This is a genomic window from Burkholderia sp. Bp9143, assembly GCF_003853645.1.
In the GTDB taxonomy this organism is placed as follows: domain Bacteria; phylum Pseudomonadota; class Gammaproteobacteria; order Burkholderiales; family Burkholderiaceae; genus Burkholderia.
Genome location: NZ_QTPO01000056.1, coordinates 18,972 through 33,900 on the forward strand (window position 1 = coordinate 18,972; position 14,929 = coordinate 33,900).

Annotated in this window: 16 protein-coding genes; 10 read left to right on the forward strand and 6 right to left on the reverse strand. The window is 68.6% G+C overall.

Annotated features, from left to right (window positions below; all coding sequences use genetic code 11):
* Positions 1–77: 77 nt before the first annotated feature.
* The 3 genes from DIE23_RS32200 to DIE23_RS32210 all read left to right on the forward strand — a co-directional run bounded on the left by DIE23_RS32200 (position 78) and on the right by DIE23_RS32210 (position 3,623).
* A complete protein-coding gene (locus tag DIE23_RS32200) occupies positions 78–998 on the forward strand; it encodes a LysR substrate-binding domain-containing protein (RefSeq protein WP_124615999.1) in 921 nt (306 codons plus the stop codon).
* A gap of 160 nt (positions 999–1,158) precedes the next feature.
* On the forward strand, positions 1,159–1,443 hold the full coding sequence (locus DIE23_RS32205) for a hypothetical protein (protein WP_124616001.1): 285 nt from the start codon (positions 1,159–1,161) through the stop codon (positions 1,441–1,443).
* Between the two features lie 59 nt (positions 1,444–1,502).
* Positions 1,503–3,623: a phosphocholine-specific phospholipase C gene (locus tag DIE23_RS32210; protein ID WP_124616003.1), complete on the forward strand. Its 2,121-nt coding sequence runs from the start codon at positions 1,503–1,505 to the stop codon at positions 3,621–3,623.
* Between the two features lie 54 nt (positions 3,624–3,677).
* Here the strand turns inward: DIE23_RS32210 and DIE23_RS32215 are convergent, their stop codons facing one another.
* Positions 3,678–4,301 (reverse strand): alpha/beta hydrolase, encoded by a 624-nt coding sequence (locus DIE23_RS32215; protein WP_124616005.1) that lies wholly within the window; start codon positions 4,299–4,301, stop codon positions 3,678–3,680.
* A gap of 246 nt (positions 4,302–4,547) precedes the next feature.
* Between DIE23_RS32215 and DIE23_RS32220 the strand changes: the two genes are divergently transcribed.
* Genes DIE23_RS32220 through DIE23_RS32240 form a run of 5 tightly spaced genes read left to right on the forward strand, consistent with a single transcriptional unit; the run spans position 4,548 to position 7,626 of the window.
* The gene (locus DIE23_RS32220) at positions 4,548–4,985 is read left to right on the forward strand and encodes a VOC family protein (protein WP_185646578.1); all 438 of its coding nucleotides are present in this window, start codon (positions 4,548–4,550) and stop codon (positions 4,983–4,985) included.
* Between the two features lie 4 nt (positions 4,986–4,989).
* The gene (locus DIE23_RS32225) at positions 4,990–5,931 is read left to right on the forward strand and encodes a glyoxylate/hydroxypyruvate reductase A (RefSeq protein WP_124616007.1); all 942 of its coding nucleotides are present in this window, start codon (positions 4,990–4,992) and stop codon (positions 5,929–5,931) included.
* Between the two features lie 30 nt (positions 5,932–5,961).
* On the forward strand, positions 5,962–6,894 hold the full coding sequence (locus DIE23_RS32230) for a hydroxymethylglutaryl-CoA lyase (RefSeq protein WP_124616009.1): 933 nt from the start codon (positions 5,962–5,964) through the stop codon (positions 6,892–6,894).
* 22 nt (positions 6,895–6,916) lie between these two features.
* Positions 6,917–7,423, forward strand: coding sequence for a YbaK/EbsC family protein (locus tag DIE23_RS32235; RefSeq protein WP_124616011.1), 507 nt, complete (start codon positions 6,917–6,919; stop codon positions 7,421–7,423).
* Entirely contained in the window at positions 7,420–7,626 is a 207-nt protein-coding gene (locus DIE23_RS32240) for a DUF1289 domain-containing protein (protein ID WP_006762224.1), read from the forward strand. The genes DIE23_RS32235 and DIE23_RS32240 overlap by 4 nt, the downstream gene beginning before the upstream one ends.
* A 220-nt stretch (positions 7,627–7,846) precedes the next feature.
* Here the strand turns inward: DIE23_RS32240 and DIE23_RS32245 are convergent, their stop codons facing one another.
* On the reverse strand, positions 7,847–8,749 hold the full coding sequence (locus DIE23_RS32245) for a DMT family transporter (protein WP_124616013.1): 903 nt from the start codon (positions 8,747–8,749) through the stop codon (positions 7,847–7,849).
* A gap of 113 nt (positions 8,750–8,862) precedes the next feature.
* On the opposite strand from DIE23_RS32245, the gene DIE23_RS32250 reads away from it, so the two are divergent.
* Positions 8,863–9,354: an Lrp/AsnC family transcriptional regulator gene (locus DIE23_RS32250; protein WP_124616015.1), complete on the forward strand. Its 492-nt coding sequence runs from the start codon at positions 8,863–8,865 to the stop codon at positions 9,352–9,354.
* A gap of 62 nt (positions 9,355–9,416) precedes the next feature.
* On the opposite strand, the gene DIE23_RS32255 is transcribed toward DIE23_RS32250, so the two are convergent.
* Positions 9,417–10,313, reverse strand: coding sequence for an alpha/beta fold hydrolase (locus DIE23_RS32255; protein ID WP_124616017.1), 897 nt, complete (start codon positions 10,311–10,313; stop codon positions 9,417–9,419).
* A 279-nt stretch (positions 10,314–10,592) separates the two neighbouring features.
* On the opposite strand from DIE23_RS32255, the gene DIE23_RS32260 reads away from it, so the two are divergent.
* The gene (locus tag DIE23_RS32260) at positions 10,593–11,552 is read left to right on the forward strand and encodes a nitronate monooxygenase family protein (protein ID WP_124616019.1); all 960 of its coding nucleotides are present in this window, start codon (positions 10,593–10,595) and stop codon (positions 11,550–11,552) included.
* Positions 11,553–11,663: 111 nt separating this feature from the next.
* Here the strand turns inward: DIE23_RS32260 and DIE23_RS32265 are convergent, their stop codons facing one another.
* The 3 genes from DIE23_RS32265 to DIE23_RS32275 all read right to left on the reverse strand — a co-directional run bounded on the left by DIE23_RS32265 (position 11,664) and on the right by DIE23_RS32275 (position 14,738).
* Positions 11,664–12,626, reverse strand: coding sequence for a LysR family transcriptional regulator (locus tag DIE23_RS32265; protein WP_124616021.1), 963 nt, complete (start codon positions 12,624–12,626; stop codon positions 11,664–11,666).
* A gap of 172 nt (positions 12,627–12,798) precedes the next feature.
* Positions 12,799–13,875 carry a porin gene (locus DIE23_RS32270; protein WP_124616023.1) on the reverse strand — a complete coding sequence of 359 codons (1,077 nt, stop codon included), beginning with the start codon at positions 13,873–13,875 and terminating at the stop codon, positions 12,799–12,801.
* A 347-nt stretch (positions 13,876–14,222) separates the two neighbouring features.
* Positions 14,223–14,738 carry a peptide-binding protein gene (locus DIE23_RS32275; protein ID WP_124616068.1) on the reverse strand — a complete coding sequence of 172 codons (516 nt, stop codon included), beginning with the start codon at positions 14,736–14,738 and terminating at the stop codon, positions 14,223–14,225.
* Between the last annotated feature and the right edge of the window lie 191 nt (positions 14,739–14,929).

The following is a 14,929-nucleotide window of genomic DNA, read 5'->3' on the forward strand; positions in this document are numbered from 1 at the left end:
ACCGAGTGTAGGAACGCACGGCCCGCCGCCGCAAACGATGAATTGTCGTGCTCGGGCATGAGTGCTACTAATGCGTGATGCGACGCATCCACCTCCCTCCGCTGCAGACGCTGCGTGCGTTCGAAGCCGCCGTGCGGCTGCAGAGCTTCACGCGCGCGGCCGACGAACTCGCGCTCACGCAGGGCGCGGTCAGCCAGCACATCCGCGCGCTCGAAGCGCAGCTCGGCCATCCGCTGTTCACGCGCGAGCGCAACGGCGCGACGCCGACGCATGCCGCGCATGCGCTCGTGCTGCAGGTGCGCCAGGGCCTGAGCGTGCTCGAACGCGCGTTCGAGCCGGCGCTCGCCGTGCGCAGCCGCCCGCGCACCCGCGACGTCACGCTGAACGTGAGCGTGCTGCCGAGCGTCGCCGAACGCTGGCTTGCGCCGCGCCTGCCGCGCTTCGCGGCCGCGCATCCGCACATCGCGATCGTGCTGCATCCGGACGCGGCGCTCGCGCCGCTGCGCAAGCGCGACCGCATCGACGTCGCGCTGCGCTACGGGCCCGGCACCTGGCCGGGTGTCGTCGCCGAGAAGCTGATGAACGAGACGATCTTTCCGGTCGCGAGCCCCGCGTATCGCAATCGCGACGGCATCGCGCCGCGCGCGCCGGCCGATCTCGTGCGCGCGACGCTGCTGCGCCATCCCGCGCAGCCGTGGGAACCGTGGTTCCAGGCGGCACGGCTCGACCTCACCGAATCCGCGCGTACGCCGCGCTTCACCGATGCGAACGCATTGATCGACGCGACGCTGAAAGGACGCGGCGTCGCGCTCGCGCGCCGCTCGCTGATCGAACCCGAACTTGCGGCCGGCATGCTCGTACGCGTGTCGACGGTGCGCGTGACCGACGTGTATGCGCATTACGTGGTGTGGCGCCCCGATCATCCGCACGAAGCAGCGATCCGCACGTGGCTCGACTGGCTGCGCAGCGAAGTGCGGCGCAGGACGCCGCGACGCTGAAACACGGCGCCCGCCTGCGCGGCAAAGCGCGCGAAAGCATTTAGTCGGCTCGACGAAAGCCGTTCGCGATCGTGCTCCGGTCGCAAACGATTCACCGAATCGTCGCATCGCGTCGGCATACTCGAAAACGTTTCCCGATCCGCCTGCCAGGAGAGAAGTCATGCATCGCGTTGCCCTCGTCGTCGTTCTATGTGCCGCCGCCTTCGTCGCCGCCTGCAGCGACGACGCGCCGCACGACGCGCACGCGGCCGACGCCTCGCAACAGGCCGGCGCATCGTCCGGCTCCGCGAGCGCATTCAACAGCGACGCGGGCGCGAACGCCGCCGCGTCCGATGCCGCACCGCTCGCGCCGCCCGTCGTCCACTACCCGCCCGACGATGACGACGACGCCAAGCCGGCGACGAACGCGGGCGCATCCGGCGTCGCCGCATCGTCGCCGCACTGATCCCGCCGTTCCTGGCCCTGTCCCCGTCCTCCCCGATCGCAGAACCGAGGTGAAATAACATGACGTCATCCAGCCGCCGCCGTTTCCTGCATACCGTCGCACAGTCAGCGGGCGCGGCCGTCGCGCTCAACGCGTTCCCCGAATCGATCCGCCGCGCGCTCGCGATTCCGGCCGCGCGCGGCACCGGCACGATCCGCGATGTCCAGCACATCGTCGTGTTCATGCAGGAGAACCGCTCGTTCGACCATTACTTCGGACACCTGCGCGGCGTGCGCGGCTACAACGACCGCTTCCCGATCCCGCTGCCGAACGGCAAGCCGGTGTGGTACCAGCCGTCGAAGGAAGACCCGACGAAACCCGTGCTGCCGTTCCGGCTCGACACGAAGACGACCAGCGCACAGTGCCTCGGCGCGCTCGACCACTCGTGGGCGAAGACCCACGCGGCGATCGACGGCGGCCGCTACGACCAGTGGCCCGCGAACAAGACCGACATGACGATGGGCTATCACGTGCGCGAGGACATCCCGTTCCACTACGCGCTCGCCGATGCGTTCACCGTGTGCGACAACTACTTCTGCTCGCTGCCGGGGCCGACGCACCCGAACCGTTCGTACCTGATGACGGGCACGGTCGACCCGACCGGCAAGTTCGGCGGCCCGCTGCTCGACAACGCCGACTACGTCGACGGCGACCTGCCGCCCGCGTACCAGCTGTTGTCGTGGACGACCTTCCCCGAACGGCTCGAGGCGCGCGGCGTGTCGTGGCAGATCTACCAGCAGGGGCTCACGTGGGCCGATCCGTACAACGGCAACTACGGCACGAACATCCTGCAGAACTTCACGAACTTCATCAACGCGAAGCCGGGCTCGTCCCTGTACCAGCGCGCGCAGACGGTGCGCACGCTCGACAACCTGAAGGACGACGTGATCAACGACCGGCTGCCGCAGGTGTCGTGGCTGCTTCCGCCCGCGGTGTTCTCCGAGCATCCGAAGTACACGCCCGCGTACGGCGCGAACTACACGTCGCAGATCCTCGACGCGCTGACGTCGAATCCGGACGTGTGGGCGAAGACCGTGCTGTTCATCATGTACGACGAAAACGACGGCTTCTTCGATCACGTCGTGCCGCCGCAGCCGCCGACGTCGGCCGCGCAGGGCGCATCGACCGTGACGACCGACGGCGAGCTGCATACGGTCGTGAATCCCGGCCGCGGCGGCAGCTACACGGCCGACGGGCTGCCGTACGGCCTCGGGCCGCGCGTGCCGATGACGGTCGTGTCGCCGTGGTCGAAGGGCGGCTTCGTGTGCTCGCAGGTGTTCGACCACACGTCGGTGATCCGCTTCATCGGCGAACGCTTCGGCGTCGACGAGCCGAACATCACGCCGTGGCGCCGGACCGTCTGCGGCAACCTCACCGCCGCGTTCGACTTCCGCTCGTCCGACGCGACGTTCCCGACACTGCCCGATACGAGCCAGTACCGTTCGATCGCCGACCAGCAATGCACGTCGCAACCGGCGCCGACCGTGCCCGCGACGCCGTCGCCGATCGATCCGCAGGAGCCCGGCGTGCGGCCCGCGCGCGCGCTGCCGTACGAACTGCATGTAAACGCGAGCATCTACGGCGGCAACACGCTGCGCATCGAGTTCGCGAACCGCGGCAACCAGGGCGCGCACTTCCAGGTGTACGCGACGAACCGCACCGACGGCCCGTGGCGCTACACGGTCGGCGCGCGCCGCGTGCTGCACGCGGACTTCGACCTGACGGAGGCGAACGGCGCGTATGCGTTCTCGGTGTACGGGCCGAACGGCTTCGTGCGGATGTTCGCGGGCAACGTGTCGGCCGCGACCGCGCGCCGCCGCAACCAGGCGCAGCCGGAGGTGAAGGCCGGCTACGACATCGCGAACGGCAACCTGTACCTGAAGCTGCGCAACCACGGCAGCGGTCACGCGACGCTGACGCTGACCGACAACGCATACGGCGCGCCGTCGCGGCAGGTCACGCTGCACGGCGGCGACGAGCACGTCGAGCAATGGGCGCTCGCGTCGAGCCACCACTGGTATGACGTGACGGTGAGCGACAGCGCGAACGGCACGTTCTCGCGCCGCTTCGCGGGCCACGTCGAGAACGGCCGGTCGAGCTTCTCGGATCCGGCCGCGGTGCGGCCGGTCGCCGCGTCGTAAGCACGGCGGCACGACGGTGCGCGGCACTCGCCGCGCAGCGCGTGCCCGTGAGTGTCAGATCGCGTGCGCGAGCGCGCGGTCGACGAGCGCGGCGTCGAAGCCGTCGTCCGCGTCGCGAAAGCGCAGCGGCGCCGCGCAATGCACCAGCGTGTCGATGAAGTACTTCGCGCGCGGCCACGGCCCGAAACCGGCCGCGGTGTTGATGTGCCCCGCGTCGCCGAGGTTCACGAACGCGCTGCCGAGCCGCTGCGCGAGCGTGCGCGCATCGGCAAGCGGCATCCACGGATCGGTCTCGCTGCCGATCACGATCGACGGCACCGCGAGCCGGCGCGCGTCGAACGGCCCGGCAAACGTGAATTTCCTCGGACTGGCCGGTGCGACGAGCAGCACGCCCGCGACGTCGGCCGCTTGTGGCCATTGCGCGAGCGCATGAGCGGCCGCGAGGCAGCCGAAACTGTGCGCGGCCAGCACGAACGGGCCGCGCTCGCGGTCGAGCAGCGCGCGCACGGACTGCGCCCAGCGCGCGAGATCGGGGGCATCCCAGTCGGCCTGTTCGACCCGCAGCGAACGCGGGAACTGCCGCTCCAGCCAGGTCTGCCAGTGGGCGCCTTCGCTGCCGTGCAGGCCCGGAACGGTCACGAGCCGCGGCGGCCACGCCGATTTGCTGCATGCGCGCATGATTGCCCTCGCTTGCTTTGCTTGGAGACGAGGTTCGATTGTGGCGTGGCGCGCGCGGCGGCCGAACCAATATTTTGTGCTTTGCTTGTGCGCGAGACGGCGACCGGGACGACCACCTGCGCGGGCCGGCGCGGCCTCGCGGCGGCGCAACGCGCCGCGAAACCGTAGAATGTGGGCTTCCCGCTTGCCATGCATCGGATCGCACCGGGGCGCCCCGCGCCGGGTCCGATCGACAGGAGACGCCCGATGTCCACTACGCCCGCCGGCGCGCTGCGCCCGTTCCATCTCGCCTTTCCCGTGTCGAGCCTCGCCGGCGCGCGCGCCTTCTACGGCGGCCTGCTCGGCTGCCCCGAGGGCCGCAGCTCCGAACACTGGGTCGACTTCGACTTCTTCGGCCACCAGCTCGTCGCGCACCTCGCGCCGGACGAAACCGGCAAAAGCGCGGTGAATCCGGTCGACGGCGACGACGTGCCCGTGCGCCATTTCGGCGTCGTCCTGTCGATGGACGAATGGCATGCGCTCGCCGACAGACTGAAGGCCGCAAATACGCGCTTCGTGATCGAGCCGCACATCCGCTTCAAGGGCGAGGTCGGCGAGCAGGCGACGATGTTCTTCCTCGATCCGTGCGGCAACGCGCTCGAGTTCAAGGCGTTCGCGGACATCGGCCAGCTGTTCGCGAAGTAGGCGCATGAAGATCCTGTTCTACTCGCCGCACCAGGAAGCCGGCGCATGGCGCGACGCGATCGCGCGGGCGCTGCCCGACGCCGAGCTGCGCGCGTGGCAGCCGGGCGACACGGCCGCCGCCGACTACGCGCTCGTGTGGCACGCGCCGCGCGAGCTGTTCGCGCCGCGCGACGGCCTGCGCGCGATCTTCAACCTCGGCGCGGGCGTCGATGCGCTGCTCGCGCTCGACCGCGCGCATCCCGGCACGCTGCCGCGCGACGTGCCGCTGGTGCGCCTCGAGGATTCGGGCATGGCGCGGCAGATGATCGAATACGTGACGCACGCGGCGCTGCGCTACCTGCGCCGCTTCGACGAATACGAAGCGCTGCAGCGCGAGCGCCGCTGGCAGGTGCTCGAGCCGCATCCGCGCGCGCGCTTCACCGTCGCGGTGCTCGGCCTCGGCGTGCTCGGCGCGCAGGTCGCGCAGGCACTCGCCGCGCTCGGCCTGCCCGTGCGCGGCTACAGCCGCAACCCGAAGCAGCTCGACGGTGTCGAGACCTTCGCGGGCGACGGCGCGTTCGACGCGTGCATCGACGGCGCGAAGGTGCTCGTGAACCTGCTGCCGAGCACGCCCGATACCGACGGGATCCTGTCCGCACGGACCTTCGCAAAGCTGGCGCCGGGCGCGTACCTGGTGAACGTCGCACGCGGCGCGCATCTCGTCGAAGCCGACCTGCTAGACGCGCTCGCGAGCGGCCGGGTCGCCGCCGCGACGCTCGACGTGTTCCAGCACGAGCCGCTGCCGGTCGATCATCCGTTCTGGCACGCGCCGCGCATCACGATCACGCCGCACAGTTCGGCCGAGACGCTGCGCGACGAAGCCGTCGAACAGATCGCCGGCAAGATCCGCGCGCTCGAGCGCGGCGAGCGCGTCGGCGGCATCGTCGACTACGCGCGCGGCTACTGAATTCCGCCCTACACAAAACTGGAGACAACCATGACGTTCCCCACCGCCGTCAAGATCGTCGAAGTCGGCCCGCGCGACGGGCTGCAGAACGAAAAGACCTTCGTGCCGACCGACGTGAAGATCGCGCTCATCGACCGGCTGTCGCGCGCCGGCTTCCGCAATGTCGAGGCCGCGTCGTTCGTGTCGCCGAAATGGGTACCGCAGATGGCCGACGGTGCGGACGTGATGGCCGGCATCGAGCGTCGCCCGGGCACCGTGTATTCGGTGCTCACGCCGAACCTGAAAGGCTTCGAGAATGCGCTCGCCGCACGCGCCGACGAAGTGGTGATCTTCGGCGCGGCGAGCGAGGCGTTCTCGCAGCGCAACATCAACTGCAGCATCGCCGAGAGCATCGCGCGCTTCGAGCCGGTCGCGAAGGCCGCGAAGGATGCCGGCCTGCGACTGCGCGGCAGCGTGTCGTGCACGCTCGGCTGCCCGTACCAGGGCGAGGTGCCGGTCGCCTCGGTCGTCGACGTCGTCGAACGCTTTGCCGCGCTCGGCTGCGACGAGATCGACATCGCCGACACGATCGGCGTCGGCACGCCGAAGCGCACGCGCGAAGTGCTCTCGGCCGTCACGCGCGTGTTCCCGCGCGAACGGCTGTCGGGCCACTTCCACGACACCTACGGCCAGGCGCTCGCGAACATCTACGCGGCGCTGTTCGAAGGGATCGAGATCTTCCACGCGTCGGTCGCCGGCCTCGGCGGCTGCCCGTACGCGAAGGGCGCGACCGGCAACGTCGCGACCGAGGACGTGCTGTACCTGATGCAGGGCCTCGGCATCGACACCGGCATCGATCTCGCGCAGGTGGTCGCCGCCGGCGACTTCATCTCGAACGCGATCGGCCGGGCGAACGTGTCGCGCGCCGGTCGCGCGCTGCTCGCCAAGGCGCAGAGCGCGGCCGACGCGCCGAGCTGCGTCTGACCCCGACATTCACGGATTCCCCATGACGACACCCGCTTCATTCGACTCTCTCCCCGATTCCGCGCGACGCGTCGCGCTGCTGCTGCGCGAGCGCGGGCATGCCAAAGGGATCGTGATGCTCGCCGAAACCGGCAAGACCTCCGCCGAGGCCGCGGCCGGGCTCGGCTGCGCCGTCGCGCAGATCGCGAAGTCGATCCTGTTTCGCCGCGAATCGGACGGCCTGCCGGTGCTCGTCGTCGCGAGCGGCGTGAACCGCGTCGACGAGAAGAAGGTCGCTGCCCAGGTCGGCGCGGTCGGCCGCGCCGACGCGAAGTTCGTGCGCGACAACACCGGCTACGCGATCGGCGGCGTCTGCCCGATCGGCCATCTCGTCGATCCGGTCACGCTGATCGACGCCGACCTCCTCGAGCTGGACAGCCTGTGGGCGGCCGCCGGCCATCCGCACGCGGTGTTCAACCTGTCGCCGCAGGAACTCGTCTCGCTGACGGGCGCGCCGGTCGCCGACGTCGCGCTGCGCAACGACGCATGAGCGACGTGCCGGTACCGGTCGGCACGGTCGCCTCGCCGTGCACCGACGTATGCAGGATCGACCCGCGCACCGACTGGTGCGCGGGCTGCCTGCGCACGCGTGACGAGATCAAGGGATGGCGCGCGTCGGACGACGACGCGAGACGCGCGTTGCTCGCGCGGCTCGACGCGCGGCGGCGCCTGCTCGCGCGGAGCGGCGCATAAAAAAATGCCGTTCGGCCTGTCTGGCGAACGGCATGAGATCGGAATCCTGTGAACGTGATCAACGTCACAGCCCGCATCATACGAGCGACGCGGCAGCGTCGCATCGGGTGTTTCCCTACAACTTCTTACGGCATTTTTCGCGCGCAATTCTCGTTCCCGGATGTGGCGGCGACAGGCGTTGGCGGCGAGCCGAAGCGGCAAGCCGAATCGCACGACCGTTTCAGTTGCCGACCGCCGCGCGACGCGCGGGCACGATGCGCCAGCCGAGGTTCACGCCGGCCGCCGCCAGCAGGATCAGGAGCGCGCCGAGCACCTGCGTCCACGCGAGCGTCTGCCCGAACGCGACGCGATCGACGATGATCGCGACGACCGGATAGACGAACGACAGCGCGCCCGTCATCGCGACCGGCAGCTTCTGGATCGCCCCGTACAGCAGCACGTACATCAGCCCGGTGTTCACGACGCCGAGCACGACGAGGTCGAGCCACTGCGCGGCCGTCGCGGGCAACGTGCCGAAGTGCGCGAACGGCGCGAGCAGCACGATGCCGAGGCCGGCCTGCAGCAGCGCGAGCAGGTGCGGCGGCGTGCCCTTCAGGTGCTTCGTGACGATCGACGACACCGCATACAGGAACGCCGCGCCGAGCGACAGCGCGACGCCTTCGAGATATTCGCCGGGCACCGCGAGCACGGCCGGCTCGACGCGCACCACGCACACGAGCCCGATGAAGGCGAGCGCGAGCCACGCGATCGTCGACGCGCTGATCCGTTCGCGGAACACGATCGCGCCGAGCGCGACGAGCATGAACGGCTGCGTGTTGTAGACGGCGGTCGCCATCGAGATCGACGCGCGCGAATACGCGGCGAACAGCAGCAGCCAGTTCGCGACGATCGCGACGCTGCCGAGCGTCGCGAGCGCGAGCATGCGCGGCGAGAACAGCGCGCGGCGCAGGAAGCCGAGCGCCGCGCAGACGATCGCGAGCGTCGCGGCGCCGAACAGGCAGCGGAAGAACACGACGTTGGTGAGCGGTTGCCGCGACGACATCACGAGCCAGCCGATCGTGCCGGACATCATCATCGCGACGACCATCTCGGCGGCACCGCGGCGGATTTCGTTCGAGGCCATCATGGACTCCGTTTGACGAGAGGGGATGACCTCGATTCTAGGAACTTGCTTTCCGGGCATCCACGGCTAAACTGAAGCGAAACAACCGATTCACCTTCGAAAGAAAAGCGATCATGTCGAAACGCCTTTCCCCGCCCGCCGTCGCGTCGCTCGACGCGACCGACCGCGCGATCCTCGCGGCGCTCGCCGAGGATGCGCGCATCGCCACCAGCGAACTGGCGCGGCAGATCGGGCTGTCGGCGCCCGCGACCGCCGACCGCGTGCGGCGGCTCGAAGCGCAGGGTGTGATCGCGGGCTTCACCGTCGAGCTCGACCCGCGCGCGCTCGGCTACACGCTGCAGGCGATCGTCCGCGTGAAGCCGCTGCCGGGGCAGCTGCATCTCGTCGAGGAAGTATTGCGGCGGATTCCGGAGTTCGTCGAATGCGACAAGGTGACCGGCGAGGACTGCTTCATCTGCCGGCTCTACCTGCGCACGATCGAGCACCTCGACGACATCCTGTCGAAGGTGACGGAGCGCGCGGAAACGAGCACGGCGATTGTGAAATCGACGCCCGTGCCGCGCCGCCTGCCACCGCTCGTCGACGACGACGCCGCGCACCGCTGAGCGCCAGGCACTGACCGTCGACGCGCAGCCAGCGCCGCGCTACCCGCGGCGACCGGCGCCGCTCACGCGGCCGCGTCGCGCGCCTCGAAGAACGCGAGCAGCTCGTCGATCAGCGCGACGGGCGCTTCTTCCGGAATGTAGTGCCCGCAATCGAGCGCGCGGCCGCTGACGTCGCGCGCGACGCGCCGCCATTCGTCGAGCGGATCGAAGCAGCGGCCGACGATCCCGTGCTCGCCCCACAGCACGCGCAGCGGACACGCGACCTTGTTGCCGCGCTCGAGATCCGCGCGGTCGTGTTCGAGATCGATCGTCGCCGACGCACGGTAGTCCTCGCACATCGCATGCACGGCGCCCGGCTGCGCGAGCGCGGCGCGATACGCGGCGAGCGCCGCCGGCGCGAACGGCGCGAGCCCGGCGGACCGGTTGCCCATCACGCGCTCGATGTACGCATCGGTGCGGCCTTCGATCAGCGTTTCGGGCAGCGGCGCCGGCTGGATCAGGAAGAACCAGTGGAAATACGCGGTCGCGAATGCGCGGTCGGTCTGCTCGTACATGGCGAGCGTCGGCGCGATGTCGAGCAGCATCATCCGCTCGACGGCCGCCGGATGATCGAGCGCGAGCCGGTGCGCGACGCGCGCGCCGCGATCGTGCGCGCAGACGTGGAATTGCTCGAAGCCGAAATGCCGCATCACGGCGACCTGGTCGGCCGCCATCGCGCGTTTCGAATACGGCGCGTGCCGCGCGTCGCTCGGCGGCTTGCCCGACGCGCCGTAGCCGCGCAGGTCGGTCGCGATCACCGTGAAGTGATTCGCCAGCGTCGCGGCGACGCGATGCCAGATCATGTGGGTCTGCGGATGGCCGTGCAGCAGCAGAAGCGGCGGCCCCGCGCCTCCTTTGACACCGAAGATGTCGGTGTCCTGCACCGTCACGCGAAACGGTGCAAACGCCTCAAACGACATGGTTTGTTTCTCGTTGGTTTGTTATGGCGGTTATTGTAGGAGCGCCCGGCCCGCTGCTGCGCACGGCAGATACCCGAATGCGTAGAAAGAGAACACTCACTCGATTGTCGCCATGCCGCGCAGTTTGTTAAGCTCGCGTAGAATCGCACGACCGTTCGTATTAATATGAATGCGCTGCTGCAACGCTACACTCGAAACACCGTTCGAACGCCAAGCATGGATGCCGGCACCGGCGCGATCGCGCCGGATCCGGCCGCCCCTCGAGACTGGAGACATCACATGGCATTGCCCGCCGTCCTGCAGAACCTGACGCTGCCCGTCATCGCGTCGCCGATGTTCATCGTCAGCTACCCCGAACTCGTGCTCGCGCAATGCAAGGCGGGTATCGTCGGATCGTTTCCCGCGCTCAACGCCCGTCCGGCCGAACTGCTCGACGAGTGGCTCACGCAGATCCAGTCCGAGCTCGCCGACCACAAGGCGAAGCACCCGGACGCGGTGATCGGCCCGATCGCGGTCAACCAGATCGTCCACCAGTCGAACGTACGGCTCGAGCATGACGTGCGCGTGTGCGTCGAGCACAAGGTGCCGATCTTCATCACGAGCCTGCGCGCGCCGTCGCGCGAGATCGTCGACGCGGTGCACGGCTACGGCGGCATCGTGCTGCACGACGTGATCAACCTGCGCCACGCGCAGAAGGCGCTCGAAGCCGGCGTCGACGGGCTGATCCTCGTCGCGGCCGGCGCCGGCGGCCACGCGGGCACGACGTCGCCGTTCGCGCTCGTCGGCGAAGTGCGCAAGATGTTCGACGGCCCGATCGTGCTGTCTGGCTCGATCGCGAACGGCGGCTCGATCCTCGCCGCGCAGGCGATGGGTGCCGACTTCGCGTACATGGGCACGCGCTTCATCGCGACGCAGGAAGCGCACGCGGTCGAAGACTACAAGCACGCGATCCTCAACGCGAAATCGTCCGACATCGTCTACACGAACCTCTTCACCGGCGTGCACGGCAACTACATCCGCGAGAGCATCGAGAAAGCCGGCCTCGATCCGGACGCGCTGCCGGAATCGGACAAGTCGAAGATGAATTTCGGCGGCGACAAGGCGAAGGCGTGGAAGGACATCTGGGGTGCCGGCCAGGGCGTCGGCCTGATGGACGACCTGCCGAGCGTCGGCGCGCTCGTCGAGCGGCTGAAGCGCGAGTACGACGACGCGAAGGCGCGGCTCGGCATCGCACGCTGACGCAGGCGGCGGGTTGCGCCACCGCCGCGCATGACTTCAGACAAAACAAAAAAGCGCGAACCGCAACGGCTCGCGCTTTTTTCATGTCCGCCCGCGGGCGGGCGGCGCCGGTCAGCCCGCGCGCTTGATCCGCGTGATCGGCAGCACGCGCAGGCGTGCCTCGATCGACGGGCACAGCGACTGCCCTTCGAACCGTGCGGCGAGGAAGTCGACGAACGAGCGCACCTTCGCGGACACGTGGCGACGACTCGCGTACACCGCATAGATCGGCGCCTCGTGCGGCGGCACGGAGTCGAGCAGCACCGGCACGAGCCGGCCGGATTCGATGTCGTCGCCGACCACCTCGGTGCCGAGCAGCGCGATGCCCGCGCCCGCGAGCACGGCCGCGCGCAGCCCCTCGAGATGGTTCACGATCAGGTTGCCGTTCAGGTTCACGCGCGACGCGGCGGCCGCGTCGATCACCAGCGAATCGAGCATCGTCGAATTCGAATCGCGGCGCAGGTAGTTGTGATGCGCGAGATCGGCAATCGTCTGAGGCGTGCCGTGCTTCTCGAGATACTCGGGCGATGCGACCAGCAGGATGTGCGCGGTCGCGATCTGCCGCGCGACCAGCGACGACGATTTCAGTCCGTTCGGCGCCGCACGCACCGCGACGTCGTAGCCTTCCTCGATCAGGTCGACCACGCGATCGGACAGCGTCATGTCGACGGTCACGTCCGGGAACCGGCCCGCATAGTCGGTGACGGCCTGCATCACGTGCCGCAATCCGAACGCGGACAGCGACGTCACGCGCAGGCGGCCCTGCGGCACCACGCTCGCGGCGCCGACCGCCTGCCCGGCTTCGTCGAGTTCCGACAGCGCCTGCACGAGGCGCTCATAGTATTCGCGTCCCGCCTCGGTCGGCGCGACACGTCGTGTCGTACGATGCAGCAGCCGCGCGCCGAGCTGCTGCTCGAGATGCATCACGTGCTTGCTCGCCATCGCGGCCGACATCTGCATGCGCTCGGCCGCGCCGACGAAGCTGCCCACTTCGACGACGTAGCGAAACACATTCATGCTGACGAGGGTATCCATCGAACTAGCTCGCAATTCCTGGGAATCATGCAATTACGAGATAGGGTAACAAAGGCGCGGAAACAAGAAGGTCAACAAAGGCAAAACGGCGCCGCGGGGAGCGGCGCCGTTTCGGGGCGGAAAGCCGGCTGACGGGACGCGCGCTGCGTGCGCGCGTCCCGCGGGCGAATCGTCAGAACTTCGCGCGAATGCCCGCGCCGAACGTGTTGCCGCTCGACAGGCCGCTGATGTGGTCGTTCATGTAAGCGGCATAGACGTCGGTACGCTTGGACAGCGGATAGTCGTAGCCGACGGCCCAGGTCTGGCGCGTCTGGTCGAGGCCGCCGCCGTCGCGCGAGTACGCGTACGACGCCATCGCGTTGCCGACGCCGAGCGGCACCGACACGCCGCCCTGCGCGGTATTCACGTGCCAGCTGCCGGCGACCTGGTCGTTCTTCGTATACATGTACTGGCCGAACAGCTTCACGTACTTCAGGTCGTAGGTCGCGCCGACCAGCCCGATGCCCTGGCTCTTCATGCCGGTCACGAGCGAGCTCAGGTCCTGCGGACCGTTGTTGAAGTTCACGTACTGATAGACGGCGGTCGCCGCGAACGGGCCGTTCGCGTAGTTGAACTGCGCGCTCCATTTCTTCGAACGGTTGTCGCCGGCCGTGTTGCCGAGCGCGTACATCGCCGCGAAATTCAGGCCGCCGAACGAAGGCGACGTGTACGACAGCGCGTTGTTCCAGCCCGAATCGCCGACCGCGCCCTGGTCGCTCGGATAGGTCGGGAACGTGCCGAGGCCGAGGAACACGTGGTACACCATCGGCGAGAAGGTGTACGAGTCGTAGAACGGGTTGAACAGGATCGTCGACAGGAACAGGTGCGTCGTCAGGCGGCCCGCCGTCACCGTGCCGTACGGCGAGCTGACGCCGACGTACGCATTGCGCGCGAAGAACGTGTCGCCCTGGAAGCGGCCGAACTGGCCGTTCTGCGCACGGAAGAAGCTTTCCAGCGTGAAGATCGCCTTGTAGCCGTCGCCAAGGTCCTCTGCACCGTGCAGGCCCCAGTACGACGTCGACATCCCGCCGCCCGACACGTTCCATGCGCGATTGCCGCCCGGGAACTTGGTTGCGCCGACCCATTCGTCGACCTGACCGTAGAGCGAGACGCTCGACTGCGCGTGGACGGGTGCGGCTGCCGCCACGCAGGCGGCCGCGGCGATCAGCTTGACAGACGTGCGCGACGCACGGCGAGCGAATGCTTTCATGGGATCTCCAGGATTTGTCGAATAGTCGATAAGTGGCGCGAGCGTTGTTTTTGGAGCCGATTGCTTGCGTCGTATGGGGCGCAGCCATCTTTACGGATCATTTGTCCGGTCAAAATTGCGCACACTTATTGCGGGTATAGCGGCGGCATTAACTTCGCGGGGATCGACACGTGGCCGGGCGCGCCTCGGCGGCCCCGCGCGGAGCGGGCACGCGACGGGACGGCCGCGGGGCGCGCGCGTGCCGGGCGCGAAAGATAGCGCAATGCGGCGGGAAAATCAGCGGAAATCTGCGCGCGACTGTGGCGAATTCGCATCACGGCCGGCGGGGGGACGAACGCGCGGGGCGCTCAGTTTCGGTAGAACGGGGAAAAAAACGGCGAGTGGGAAGGCTCTTCCTGCGAGCGGGGCGGCGGCATCGGACGGCCGCCGCGCTCCTCGTTGTAGCGCGCGACGTCGGCGCGGATCGAGCCGGCACGCAGCGGCACGTTGCCGCCGCCCGGCGGGCGCGGCATCTGGCGGGAATCGGCGCTGATCGGACGATACGGGCTCTGCGCGGCGTAATGGCCGTAAGACGGCGTCGGCCGCAGGCCCCAGCGGGAACCGTAGCCGCTCACGCCGCCGGCACGCGCGCCGCCCGGCGGCAGCGCCCGGCGCCACACCTGTGCGTGGCCGCCCGGCTGGCCGTACGGGCGCATCTCGCCGCCGCCGAAACCGTGACCGAAACCGAAGCCGTGGCCGCCGCCGCCGCCGCCGCCGAACGCCTGGCCGCCGTGCGGCGGTTGCGCGAGCGCAAGCGGCATCAGCAGCGCGCCGAGCACGCCTGCCACCCATCGTCCGACCTTCAGTTTCACCCGTTCCGTCATCATTCAGTGCCTGTTTCCGCTCGCCGCCGGCTGTTTCCGGCCGACGCAAGCCTTTCAGCAGTAATTTATGAGCGGTCCGAAACGGTGTCGAGCCAAAAAATGTTATGTCGCCGGCATCGGTGTAACACCATGTTACTGCTAGGTTTTTTCACTTCCGGGTGCGATCGCGACAGAACATTCTTCTGCTGTTT